Raw genomic sequence first — 12,785 nt, forward strand, 5'->3', positions numbered from 1 at the left:
CCTCCTGAAAAATGAGCTGATTTAGAGTAGTTTCTAAGTAGACAAACTGGAAATCAGAATCCACTACTCCTAAACCTTTAACTTTATTTTTCTTTTGTAACAGATCCATCTTTTGGAGCAGCCCAGAATACAACTACGACCGCCGCGAAAATCACGATAAATGGAGCGACAAAGATTAGAAAGTCATTTAGCATTCATCTCACTCCTTTTTCTTCGTTCCTTTGACATAATCTTTATCAAATAAGAAGAGTTTTAATAATAGGTAAATTGAAGGTACTAGCAATATCAATCCTAAAATGAACACTACAATTAGTGAAATGGCCATTGCATCATTTGTAAAACCTTCGTGAATCGTTAGATATGGATACAGCAAGTATGGATAAAGGGAAATTCCATATGCATAAAATGCTAGAGCAAACTGTCCTACTAATAGGCCAACTGCCAATCCATAGTTTTTTCGCTTCCACGTAAGCCATACTGTCCCAATCCATAATAGGAACGATAATCCAAACATCCACCATAAATCTAAAATACGTTCAAAATGGTCCGGATTGTGAGAACTTAATTCGTAAATGATCCCTACTGCAGCAATGATTAAAGGGAAAGCCCAGAGCATTGCATATTTGCGCATTAAGTTTGTTGCTCCTGTATCTTCTGCTTTGTTTGAATACCAGGTAAGGAAAACAGCTGAGATATACAGGACTGCAACGATCGATAAAACGACAATAGACCATGTTAAAGGACTCGTAAATAATGCTCCGTAGTCTAAAACAGGATTACCATCAATCATGGAGATAAATCCACCTTCAGAAATGGTAAGAACTATGGATAATGCTGCCGGGACCAATACGCCTGCAATTCCATACATGAAGGCATATCCTTTATGACCTTTTGATCCGTACAGTTCAAATGCATAATACGAACCACGAATAATCATTAAGATTAACGCAATACTCGCTGGAACAAGAAGGACCGTTCCATAATAGAAAGCTGTTTTCGGGAAAAATCCAACAATCCCAACAAAGAAGAATACGAAAAATACATTCGTAACCTCCCAAACTGGAGATAGGTATCGCTGGATAATTTTTGAAACCACATGTTGTTTCCCAGTGATTATACTGAAAGCATTAAAAAATCCTGCCCCAAAATCAATTGATCCCAAGATGACATAACCAAATAGAAATGTCCAAAGTACTGAAATCCCTATTATTTCTAAACTCATGTTGTTTCACCGCCTTGTGCAGCTTCTTGTTGTTCAAGTTCTAGCTCAACTGGATTATTTATAAACATCCGACGAAGTACGACAATGGTTCCAATTCCTAAAAACAAATACAATATCCCAAAGAGAATTACCATTAATCCAACATAATCACTAGACGTAGCTGCTTCTTCGATTGTCATTATTCCACGTAGAATCCATGGTTGTCGACCAACTTCAGCCATCCACCAGCCAGCTTCAATTGCAAGGAAGGAAAGAGGACCTCCAAGAACAATGAGCCAACGATACCATTTAGATTTTACGAATGACCATGCCCGTTTGATCCCTATCCAATAGACAAGAGAAAGAACTACCATGAATCCCCCAATCGTAACCATTAAATCGAAAAAGTAATGGATAATAAGTGGTGGCGTTTCTTCCTTAGGAAATTGGTCTAATCCGATTACTTCTGAATTCGGATTTCCATGTGCTAAGATACTGAGTCCATAGGGTATCTTGAGCTCATATTTCACTTTTCCTTCATCATCCAAAACTCCATACATTAGGAGTGGTGCGCCTTCTTCCGTGTCAAAATGCCATTCGGCTGCAGCTAATTTTTCTGGTTGGTACTCTGCTAAATATTTACCTGAAAAATCACCGATTAAAGCTGCCGCAATGGAAAACACAAGTCCTATTTTCATGGTCAAATAAAGTGCTTTTTTATGATAAACATGTGTTGAACCTTTTATCAATTTGTAAGCCGCTATGGCTGCCAGCATAAATGCAGCTGTCATATACGACGTTGCAAGAACATGGGACACTTTCGTCGGCATCGACGGGGTAAACATTGCTGCAATTGGATTTGGATTTACCAGTTGCCCGTTCACAATATCAAAACCTTGTGGAGTATTCATAAATGCATTTACTATGGTAATAAATAGCCCTGAAGCGGCCGCACCAAGAACAACGGGAATGAGAAGCATAAAGTGTTTACGTTTATCTTTAAATCGATCTCCCGTGTATGCATAAATCCCTAAAAAGATGGCTTCAAAGAAGAAGGCAAATACTTCTAAAAATAGAGGCAGTGCTATAATATTTCCTGCCAGTTCCATGAAGTTTGGCCAGAGTAATGAAAGTTGTAATCCAATCGCTGTTCCGGTTACAACACCTACAGCAACAGTGACAGCAAACCCACGTGCCCAACGTTTAGCCATCAAGATATAATGATCGTCTTTTTTCTTAATACCCACCCAATGTGCAATCATAATCAGGAGTGGAACCCCTACCCCTATCGTTGCGTAAATAATGTGAAATGAAAGGGTAAGTAGTGTTAGTACACGACTACCAAATACTGGATCATCAAATAACAATTTCAATCCGCCTCCTTTTGCTCAATATCTTTTCACAAGCTCAGCTTTGTATATATTATAAAACTTGATTAACGATAATACATTTTCATGTTGTAATCTAATTTTAACTGCAATTGAATGCTAGTAGGTGTATATCTTGTGACAGTAACGACGATAATGTGAACGCGGTCGTTCCTGACGTTTATAAGTGTATGGAGGCAGAGCCATTTTGAGTTAGATAATATAGAAGTAAAATGATCATTAACTGAACCAACTAACTGTTACCCCGCACTGTAATTAAATATAAAAAAACCGAATCTCGAGTCTTTTTTCAAAGAGTCCGAAATTCGGTTGATTGTTTAATTTTCAGCACCTAAAGTACGTCTTCCTTCTTTCCCCAAAAACCCATCTTGTATAATCAATTCTATAGATCTTTTAGATCGCGTGATGATTTAATAAAGAATGACATAATCAGCCCCACAATTGCAAGTATCAATCCGAAAATAAAAGCAGTTTGAACGCCCGCGGTTAAAGATTCACTAACTGCCGACGAACTAGCTGGATCTGATAGTTTATTCAAATAGTTGGTTTGTGAAGCTGACATAATTGTAATTGCAACGGCCGTACCAATTGCACCCGATACTTGTTGCAATGTGTTCATCAAAGCAGTTCCATCTGGATATAGGTCTCTTGGAAGTTGGTTCAGTCCATTCGTTTGGGCTGGCATCATCACTAAAGAAACACCTATAAATAAAAATGAATGCAAGAAAACAACAAGTAATATAGACGTTGTTGTCGTTAAGTTCGACAAGCTCCACAACATAATTACCATAATAATAAATCCAGGTGTAACGAGTCCCCTTGGTCCGTATTTATCAAAAAGGCGACCCGTTATCGGAGACATGATTCCATTTATAATTCCCCCCGGTAACAGGACAAGTCCCGCCGTAACCGCAGCTAACCCAAGGCCCGTCTGCAAGTATAAAGGTAAGAGAATCATTGAAGACAAAATGACCATGAAAGTAACAAAGACACTCAAGACACCCAGAGTAAACATCGGATATTTAAATGCACGCAGGTCTAACATCGGCGTCTTCATAGTAAGTTGTCTTATGGAGAATAGAATTAGCGCTATAATACCAATTACAATGGTCGCAACAACGATGGAACTTCCCCACCCTTTATCTCCCGCGGCACTAAAACCATAAACAATGCCCCCAAAACCAATGGTCGATAAAATAATCGACAGAATATCAATTTCAGGTTTCGTAAGCGTAGAAACATTTTGCATATAAATAATTCCAGCGAGTAGTGCAAGCGCTAGAAACGGTAGAGTGACCCAGAAAATCCAATTCCAACTTAATTTTTCAATGATTAAACCTGAAAGTGCTGGCCCAATCGCAGGTGCAACCATCATCACCAATCCCATTAGCCCCATGATTGTTCCCCTTTTATGGATTGGGAAAATCAGCAATATCGTATTAAACATAAGCGGTATTAATATCCCCGTCCCGATAGCTTGAATCACACGCCCTACAATCAAGACACTGAAAACTGGGGCCGATCCGGCAACAATCGTTCCAATAATAGAAAATACCAATGACGCAATAAACAGTTGTCGTGTACTAAACCATTGAATTAAAAGAGCTGATATAGGAATTAATATCGCTAAGGTCAATAGATAACCCGTTGTTAGCCATTGAACAGTAGGAGGAGGTACATCAAATTCCTTCATTAAACCCCCGAGTGCCATATTGAGAGCTGTTTCACTAAATAATCCAATAAACCCAGCAATTAAAAATGATAGCAAAATGGGGGTTGACTTAATAACTTGATTTTGTTGCTGTGCATTTGTTGACATAAAATATTCCTCCAATTAAAAACTAAATCAACCTTGTTTTATTCCATTCTGCTTTGAATGATTAACCGCCTCAATTGCTAATTCTTCTTTGCTATGAACTCAAAACTCATGATTGCTTAAACAGTTTACCATTTTCTGCTGTCTATTGGCGATTTATTTGAAGGGGATAGATTGATGTATTCGCTTAATCGTCTCAATGTGTAAGGCTTCGTGGTAAAAGCTAAACAAAAACACCTCACCAACTGTGTAAAACGTAATACCTAACCGGTTTGTAAATGGTGTTGGCAACTTTTCAAGTAAGCGTCCTTGAAGAAAATCCTGAATTCTTGTTTTTTGTTTCGCTAAAACTTCGGCAATCTCTGTAAATGATGGCGGCGCTTCTTTCCATTCTGCGGGTTTCGTTCCAGCGCCAAAAAGTTTCTCATAATCTTTCGGAATGTTCATCTCTTCACCTAAAAGTCCAAAGACAAGCTTTTCCTGTACAAATGCAATGTGCCCAAAGTTCCAACGAATAGTGTTGTTAAAACCTTTTGGCATCAAATCCGAAATTTCTTCCGGCATTATCTTCATCGTTTGCTCGGTTATTCCTCGCACTGTTGCCATATGCTTAAAAATGGTTTGTTCCAAGATAAATCCCCTCCCTTTTTAATGATCTTTGTATTGCTATATCGCTGTCTTAGCGTTCTCCTCCAGCTAAAAGGATTATTTTTTAAAAATGGAACCAGTATCTAAAGCAATTCGGAATAGTGTTAGAACATGGTTCCATTGATTTCTTTCATAGCGTACGTAAAATTTATCTTCCGACAGGGTCTATGGGTTCCTTCCCCATTAAAACAGCTATTAAATTTTCTGCAGCTCGCATCGCCATTGCCTCTTCCGTTCTCGCAGTAGCAGATCCTATGTGAGGGATTGTCACGACATTCGACATTTGAAGTAATGGGTTATGTGGATCCACGGGCTCTTTTTCGAAAACATCCAATCCGGCTCCATGAATAACTCCGTTTTGCAATGCATGAATAAGCGCTTGTTCATCGACGGTCTGACCGCGAGATACATTTATAAAAACTGCTGATTTCTTCATCAATTTAAATTCCTCTTCACCAATGATTTGGTAAGTTTCAGGCGTAAGGGGTGTCACCAACACGATATAATCGGCACGTGTTAAAAGTGACGTCAAATTACAATACTCCGCGCCATACTTCTCTTCAGCGTCTGGTTTTCTGTTCCGATTATTATAAATGACATCCATATTAAATCCGAATTTTGCTCTTCTCGCAATTGCTTCTCCGATTCGTCCCATACCAATGATACCTAAAGTGGTACTATGTACATCTATACCATAAATTTCGCGATAATTTGTCGTCGGCTTCCAGCTTCCGCCTTTGACGAATCGATCCAATTCAGTAATACGTCTAGCTGTTGATAAAATAAGGCCAAATGCTAAATCTGCAACCGTCTCATCCAAAACATGAGGCGTATTGGTTCCAATTATATTTCGTTTATTCATGGCTTCTACATCAAAATTATTGTAACCAACAGATACATTACTAATGACTTTTAAATGAGGGGCGTGATTCAGCAGCTCTTCATCAATCCTTCCTACCATACTGCTACCTCCAGTATATAATCCTTCAACATCAGCAATTTCCTTTAGCAGGATATCCCTCGGAGTTCGCCCATCGCCCTGCCATTGTCGAATATCACAATACTCAGCCATAAGATCTTTCACATGTTGAGGTATAGCATATGTTGAATAAACTTTTGGTTTCATTTTGCATTCCTCCTACTAATCAATAGCTTCTAACTCCAGTGTGGCATATTTTACAAATACTAGCACGTAAAATATGATTATGTTTTTTGAAAATGTCATTTTTAGAGGGCTTTACAATGAGGTACCACCGTAACAGACACAATGACAAACAATTCACACACCTGAATAAACAAAAACAAGACATTCGCCAATTTGTCTAGTCTCCATTCTATTATTATGAAATTGTCAATCATGCTATACAAAAAAACCGGCTATTGGAATCAATCCAGCCGGCTTGCTTTCAGTCAGTGCGTAATATATATGCTTTCATAAGTGCATAAAGCGGAAGTTCATATAATTGTTTATCATATAATTTGAAAACACCTTTTTCCACTAGTCTTTGGATGATTTCTTCTCTTTTCTGGTCCATCTGTGTTTCCTCTATCATTCTCATGCTGATATTACCTCCTTGACGTTGAATCCACGTAATCTATACCACAAAATACTATTTTTTAAACATACAGCTACTTTGTGAAAATAGGAATATGGATGAGTTCCGTTGATTGGTACGCAAAGTGCGAATTTTGATAAAAAATCCTCTAAGTGGAATAAAAAAGGTACGAGTTTCCAACACAATTCAAAATCGTGTTAGAAACTCGTACCGTTCACTTTTTCACCTTATTTTTTGTTTCCTCATCCATTGCGTTGCGACCCACTTTTCACCAGATATAACTGGTGCTCCAGCATGTAAAGTTAACTCGTTTAAATCTTCATCACTATAGAAATACTCAAAGTAAACCGCCATACCCTTTTTTGGCGTTACTGAAAGATTCAGTTTAGGGAAGGTAGTTTCTCCACCTTGTTCTACATCATTTAAGTACATAATGAGCGTACTAATTCTATTGTTTTTTGCCGCTTGACTTGTGGATGAAAAAAAATCATGATGCGCTTTATATTCTTGACCAGGCGTATACTGAAGAATTTGCATACCTTCTCCGTGTTCAATAGGTATATTCATAATAGTAGAGACTCTTTTTTCAACCTTAGCTACAATTTCATTTTCACTTTCTTGAAAAAACATACTACTACTGGTTCTCAGTTCATTTACGTCATGTGTTGACCCGATTTTTGAACGTTGCAGTTTGTCCTTAGACAATCTGATTAGTTCATCGCATTCTTCGTTACTTAAAACATTGCCTAAAATCACTATCAATGGCTCTTCTATTCTAGTGATGATGTCAATCTCTCTGTCTGTTATTATTTTACTTCCATCGTGACCAAATATCGATTGTTCCTTATTCTCCGTTATCATCTTCAAACGACCCCTTAAACAATCTGATTTTCAAAACGAGTGCGTTTATTAGTAATGATTATTCGTGTTAACGGTCTTCTCTCAATAAAAGTACAGAATATTCAAGAGTATGCTTTAATGCCTTCTACTCCGAACACTTTATTTTATCACACAATTTTAGCATATCGCAAATTTGTAAAAATAGCTTTATATAAGGCTGTGTCCATAACTCTTTGACGGATTAGACCCATCGTTGGCACCCGGAACAGGCACTCCTTCTCCCGGCGGATTGTACTATGATGAAGTTGATGAATTATTAGAAGGTATTGCAAAAAGAGGAAATGTCATCGGTTTTGATTTAGTCGAAGTCTCTCCTCCATATGACCCAACTGGAATTACCAGGCAAGTAGGAGCAAGACTCATTCTAGATTTCATCAGTTTCATTTTAAAAGACATACAATTCTTGTGATGAAACCATCTATATCTCGTTGTAAAAATTTTCAAGTAGCCAAACTGCATCATTTCAACTGATCTCGAATACATTGATTATGGTGATAACTATAAGGGGAGTGAATGGCCGATTCCGACATTTGTAACGCAATCATTAAATGAGATTCGATTTTGGTCACGGATTATGAAAGAACATGCTTTCTTTTTAAGTCTTGGATTTAATGCAAGTGATACACAACTCATTCAAGAAGCAAAGCAATACATTGTACTGTTTGAACGCATCGAAGAGCAGATCAGCGATTACAATGAAACGACAGATCCTGATGTCATTAGACAACTAAACATTCAAGTCTACCAAGCGGCAGCTTCTATTTGGGCTTATAAACGAAAAGTACTTGGATTGATATTAAGTTGCCAAATTACCTCCAACAATTTCCCTTTACTAGTTGACCATACGAGCCGAGAAGCTGCCTATTTCGCTAAACGATTGAAGGAATTAAACGAAGGTAAGCTGAAACCTTTACCAGAGGCAATTATTAAAGAAAATGTGTTTTTCTTGAAAATAATGGCGGATCATTCAAAATTCATCGGACACCTGCTAGATCCTTCGGAAAGAAAACTTGTCGATCAAGCACGAGGGTTCAGCCATGATTTCGACCAACTTCTTTACCAAGCACAGGATTTAGATCACATGCGCCCTCAGTCAGAAACACAACCACTTTTAGAACAATTTTTAGACCAAAATCGTGTTTCTGTCGTATCGTTACGCGATTTCAAAAAAACAGCACGTGATTTAATTGAAGCCTGTAAAATAAAGAGCAATATACCCGCCCTTCTTGCCGACCATGTATACCGTGAAGCGGATCACTTCCTTCAAATTATTGATGCATTCGATGAGCATCTTACGACACAACAAGCTTAACGCCTTACTATGTATTAAATAATGCTTGTTACACAATCTAACAATCGACTTCAATTCAACTACCCCCACCGATGACTTCTGTATAGGTGGGGGTAGTTATCGTTCCAATGAATAGCCAGCAATTAATGGCATACTAAGTTATTCCTTCCTTAGTCGAATAGTTGAGTAATTTATCTTAAACAAAAAAACTGTCAACCAAATTCGTTCGGTTGACAGTTTTTCATTAAATAAAGTTACACTATGTTAACAACAATCTCTTCCTCTACGAGATCGACACGGACTTTTTCAACATGCTCTTCCAAAATAATATCTGTCAATGGATCCTCGATTTTATCTTGAATGACTCTGCGAAGTGGTCTGGCTCCGAATCGTTTATCGTAGCCTAGTTTGACCAATGCTTGTTTTACTTCTTGGGAAATCGTGATATCAATATTATTTTCTTCGATTGTTACTTGTAAATCAACAAGCATTAATTCCACGATTTCAAGTAGATTTTCCTCTGTTAATTCGTTAAATGAAACAATTGCATCGAAACGATTGAGAAATTCAGGTTTGAAATAATCGCCTAACATTTCTAGCATCGTAACGGATTCGTGTACCGTTTTATTGAAACCGACGCTCACTTTTTTGTCGCCTGTTCCAGCGTTACTTGTCATAATAATAACCGTATCTTTGAAACTGACTGTCCGACCATGTGAATCTGTTAAGCGGCCATCCTCCATAATCTGAAGGAACATATTTTGAACGTCTGGATGCGCTTTTTCAATTTCGTCTAGGAGTAAAATTGAATACGGATTCCGGCGTATTTGTTCTGTTAATTGACCAGCGTCTTCATGCCCAACATAACCTGGAGGGGAGCCAATAATTTTAGACACCGCATGTTTCTCCATATATTCACTCATGTCGAGACGTATTAACGTGTCACGTGAACCAAATAATTCTTCTGCTAGGACTTTTGTGATTTCTGTTTTACCAACACCCGTTGGACCGACAAATAAGAAGGAGCCAATGGGACGGTTTTTCGATTTAAGTCCCGCACGGCTACGACGGATCGCTTTTGCAATTTTATCAACCGCTTCTTCTTGACCGATGACTTTTTTATTGAGATTTTCCTGAAGACCTTTCATTTTCACCTGTTCTGCCGCTTGTAGTTTTGTCACAGGTATTCCTGTTTTCTCTTCGACAATTAACTCAATATCTGCAACAGAAACTTCTATTTTTTTAGCTTCCCCATTTTGTTTCGCTTCTTCCAATTGTTTACGTAATTGAATTTCTTCATAACGTAAATTTGCCGCTTTTTCATAGTCTTCCAATTCTGCTGCTTGTTCTTTTTCTTGAATGATTTCGCCCAGACGCACTCCAAGTGAATCTGAATCCGAATTAGGGATGACGTGTGCAAGGTTTAAACGTGACCCGACTTCATCCATCAAATCAATCGCTTTGTCCGGTAAAAAGCGGTCTTGAATATAACGTTGTGATAAGGTGACAAATGCTTGAATCGCTTCATCTGTATAGTGTACTTCATGGAAGTTTTCGTAACGTCCTTTTATTCCACTTAAGATTTTAATCGTATCTTCTGCCGATGGTTCCTTGACGATAATCGGTTGGAACCGACGTTCAAGTGCGGCATCTTTTTCGATTTGACGATATTCTTTCAATGTCGTTGCCCCGATGAGTTGCAAGCCTCCCCGTGCTAAGGCTGGCTTCAAAATATTACCGGCATCCATTTGCGATCCTTCTGTTGAACCCGCACCAACGAGCAGGTGAATTTCATCGATGAATAAAATAACATCTGTCCGGGCTTGAAGTTCTTCAATGAGTTGTTTCATCCGCTCTTCAAACTGACCACGAATGCCTGTATTGGTAACAAGTGAAGCAACATCTAGTAAGTACACTTCTTTATTCTTTAGTTTCACCGGTACATCGCCTTCATGGATTTTTACTGCGAGCCCTTCGGCGATTGCTGTTTTACCAACTCCAGGCTCACCAATTAGCACTGGGTTGTTTTTATTTCTTCTATTTAACGTTTCAATGACGCGTTTCACTTCTTGATCGCGTCCGATGACTGGATCAATCAGTCCATTTCTTGCATCATTTGATATATTTTTACCAAGTTGGTCTAACAAACCGTTACCGTGACCTTCTTGTGTTTGCTTTGTTTGAGTTCTTGCCTGTTGGCCGCCGTTAGCTTGGGAAAAGGGATTCGCATTATTGCTAAATGACGGCATCTTACCTGCTTGTAATTGACCTTGAATTTCTTGAAAGCATGGATGACACATATTAATGTGCATACCTTGCTGATTTACTTGAAATCTCAAACTCATCGTCGCTTCGTTTTTATCACAATGTTGACATTTCATATTCTATTCCTCCCTCAATTTTTCATTTATCTATCGTTCCTGACTTTGACCATATTTGATCTATGGACTTATTATACACTGACCTTTTTTGACTTTCAAGAAACTTGCTTGCATATCCTTGAATATTTTTAATGAAGACTACTCGTAAAATCAGCTTAGCCACATGATCTTAAAATAAAAAAACTGTCAACCAAATCCATTACCGTGGACTTGAATGACAGTTTTTTATTAGATAAACAAACTAAGCAGTAGTACAACACCAAGACCAACGACCGAGGTCGTGAATAATAACAGGCCCCAGGTTTTAAACGTATCTTTAATGGATAAGTTAAAGTACTCTTTAAACAACCAGAAGGATGCGTCATTTACGTGAGTAATTGTATTACTTCCTGCCGCTGTTGCTAAAACCATTAATACAGGATTCACATCAAATGTATGAATTAGCGGACCCACAATACCTGCAGCAGTAATTGCAGAAACAACACCCGTCCCCGTAGCAATACGTAACATTGCAGTAATGACCCAGGCCATAATTAATGGCGATACACTTGTATTTTCCATCATTCCTGCGATGAAGTCACCAATACCTGTATCCAAAATGATCTGTTTGAAAGCTCCACCAGCACCAACAATGAAGATAATCATCGCAATACCTTCAATAGCACCTGAGAACGAATTCATAACTTCCGGCATTGTTCTACCTCTGCGTATGCCGAATACATAAATGGCAACCAATACAGCGAGAATCATGCTAATTTCGGCACTACCAAGGAAATTAATAATTTGATAGAACATCGTTCCTTCTTCTATAAAGAAATCCAAAATCGTTGCCGATGTAATGATGATTGCTGGCAATAACGGTACAATTATACTTACAGCAAATCCAGGCATTTCATCTTCAGCAAATTCTTTCGGCTTCTTCAACATCGGTGGTACAGGACGATCCAAATTACGTAGCATTCTAGGTAAAATAATACCTGCTGCAATTACTGATGGAATGACTACGATCAGTCCCAATATGTAAACCATCCCCATGTCTGCACCATAAGCCTCAACAAGTGCAGTTGGACCAGGTTGTGGTGGGAATATACTATGCGCCATTGTAGCCGAGGCAACCATCGTGATACCTAAGCGTAAATATGGAATTTTCGCTTCAATTGCAATACTGATGACAAGTGGTGCCAATATGATAAACGCCACTTCATAAAATACTGAGACACCAAAAATGGCACCAACAATTAAAATTGCCCATTCAACATTCTTTACGCCAAACTTGTTCAATAAGGTAGAAGCTACCCGTTGAGCAGCACCGGAATCCACCATTAATTTACCAAGCACAGCACCCATTCCGATAATGATTGCCAAACTTCCGAGCGTTCCTCCAAAACCTGTCTTTATCGATACGACGACCATATCTAATGTTAACCCGTTTAAAATACCTACCAATATCGCAACAATCAAAAGGGCAAGTACACTATTCAGTTTTACCACGATGTTCAAGTAAAGAAGCAACGCTACCCCAAGAGCTACCCAAATAAGCGGTAAATAAGTTATAATCCAATCCATCTTTATTCTCCCCCCAAGTCTACTTTCAGTTTGTTCTA

The 12,785-nt window shown here is 38.4% G+C and carries 11 protein-coding genes and 1 pseudogene; 2 read left to right on the forward strand and 10 right to left on the reverse strand.

What is annotated here, in order from left to right; genetic code table 11:
• Positions 1-83: 83 nt before the first annotated feature.
• From cydS to AC1TO4_RS06110, 8 genes are all read right to left on the reverse strand, one after another.
• The gene (gene cydS, locus AC1TO4_RS06075; RefSeq protein ID WP_482104586.1) at positions 84-194 is read right to left on the reverse strand and encodes a cytochrome bd oxidase small subunit CydS family protein; all 111 of its coding nucleotides are present in this window, start codon (positions 192-194) and stop codon (positions 84-86) included.
• Between the two features lie 5 nt (positions 195-199).
• Positions 200-1,222 carry a cytochrome d ubiquinol oxidase subunit II gene (locus AC1TO4_RS06080; RefSeq protein WP_482104587.1) on the reverse strand — a complete coding sequence of 341 codons (1,023 nt, stop codon included), beginning with the start codon at positions 1,220-1,222 and terminating at the stop codon, positions 200-202.
• The gene (locus tag AC1TO4_RS06085) at positions 1,219-2,568 is read right to left on the reverse strand and encodes a cytochrome ubiquinol oxidase subunit I (RefSeq protein WP_482104588.1); all 1,350 of its coding nucleotides are present in this window, start codon (positions 2,566-2,568) and stop codon (positions 1,219-1,221) included. Before AC1TO4_RS06085 ends, AC1TO4_RS06080 begins: the two co-directional genes overlap by 4 nt.
• Positions 2,569-2,971: 403 nt before the next feature.
• Positions 2,972-4,408 carry a DHA2 family efflux MFS transporter permease subunit gene (locus tag AC1TO4_RS06090; RefSeq protein WP_482104589.1) on the reverse strand — a complete coding sequence of 479 codons (1,437 nt, stop codon included), beginning with the start codon at positions 4,406-4,408 and terminating at the stop codon, positions 2,972-2,974.
• Between the two features lie 153 nt (positions 4,409-4,561).
• Positions 4,562-5,035, reverse strand: a complete 474-nt coding sequence (locus AC1TO4_RS06095) for a DinB family protein (protein WP_482104590.1) — start codon at positions 5,033-5,035, stop codon at positions 4,562-4,564.
• Positions 5,036-5,201: 166 nt separating this feature from the next.
• Positions 5,202-6,179: a 2-hydroxyacid dehydrogenase gene (locus AC1TO4_RS06100; RefSeq protein ID WP_482104591.1), complete on the reverse strand. Its 978-nt coding sequence runs from the start codon at positions 6,177-6,179 to the stop codon at positions 5,202-5,204.
• 280 nt (positions 6,180-6,459) lie between these two features.
• Positions 6,460-6,612: a Fur-regulated basic protein FbpA gene (gene fbpA, locus AC1TO4_RS06105; protein ID WP_482104592.1), complete on the reverse strand. Its 153-nt coding sequence runs from the start codon at positions 6,610-6,612 to the stop codon at positions 6,460-6,462.
• Between the two features lie 219 nt (positions 6,613-6,831).
• Complete coding sequence (locus AC1TO4_RS06110) at positions 6,832-7,470, reverse strand: 2OG-Fe(II) oxygenase (protein ID WP_482102920.1); 639 nt, start codon at positions 7,468-7,470, stop codon at positions 6,832-6,834.
• 226 nt (positions 7,471-7,696) lie between these two features.
• Here AC1TO4_RS06110 and AC1TO4_RS06115 point away from each other — a divergent pair.
• Both AC1TO4_RS06115 and AC1TO4_RS06120 read left to right on the forward strand, forming a co-directional pair.
• A pseudogene (locus AC1TO4_RS06115) lies at positions 7,697-7,918 on the forward strand (arginase family protein); the annotation flags it as partial.
• Between the two features lie 72 nt (positions 7,919-7,990).
• Positions 7,991-8,821, forward strand: coding sequence for a DUF2935 domain-containing protein (locus tag AC1TO4_RS06120; RefSeq protein WP_482104657.1), 831 nt, complete (start codon positions 7,991-7,993; stop codon positions 8,819-8,821).
• A gap of 233 nt (positions 8,822-9,054) precedes the next feature.
• Here AC1TO4_RS06120 and AC1TO4_RS06125 read toward each other — a convergent pair whose 3' ends face one another.
• A complete protein-coding gene (locus AC1TO4_RS06125) occupies positions 9,055-11,181 on the reverse strand; it encodes an ATP-dependent Clp protease ATP-binding subunit (RefSeq protein WP_482104593.1) in 2,127 nt (708 codons plus the stop codon).
• Positions 11,182-11,409: 228 nt separating this feature from the next.
• Positions 11,410-12,747, reverse strand: coding sequence for a gluconate:H+ symporter (locus tag AC1TO4_RS06130; RefSeq protein WP_482102915.1), 1,338 nt, complete (start codon positions 12,745-12,747; stop codon positions 11,410-11,412).
• Positions 12,748-12,785 lie beyond the last annotated feature (38 nt).

This window comes from Sporosarcina sp. Y838 (assembly GCF_056786515.1).

Bases quoted from the DNA above. Each gene is read 5' to 3' on its own strand.
- AC1TO4_RS06100 (WP_482104591.1), bottom strand. From the start codon at position 6,179: ATGAAACCAAAAGTTTATTCAACATATGCTATACCTCAACATGTGAAA.
- fbpA (WP_482104592.1), bottom strand. From the start codon at position 6,612: ATGAGAATGATAGAGGAAACACAGATGGACCAGAAAAGAGAAGAAATC.
- AC1TO4_RS06080 (WP_482104587.1), bottom strand. From the start codon at position 1,222: ATGAGTTTAGAAATAATAGGGATTTCAGTACTTTGGACATTTCTATTT.
- AC1TO4_RS06125 (WP_482104593.1), bottom strand. From the start codon at position 11,181: ATGAAATGTCAACATTGTGATAAAAACGAAGCGACGATGAGTTTGAGA.
- AC1TO4_RS06090 (WP_482104589.1), bottom strand. From the start codon at position 4,408: ATGTCAACAAATGCACAGCAACAAAATCAAGTTATTAAGTCAACCCCC.
- cydS (WP_482104586.1), bottom strand. From the start codon at position 194: ATGCTAAATGACTTTCTAATCTTTGTCGCTCCATTTATCGTGATTTTC.
- AC1TO4_RS06110 (WP_482102920.1), bottom strand. From the start codon at position 7,470: ATGATAACGGAGAATAAGGAACAATCGATATTTGGTCACGATGGAAGT.
- AC1TO4_RS06130 (WP_482102915.1), bottom strand. From the start codon at position 12,747: ATGGATTGGATTATAACTTATTTACCGCTTATTTGGGTAGCTCTTGGG.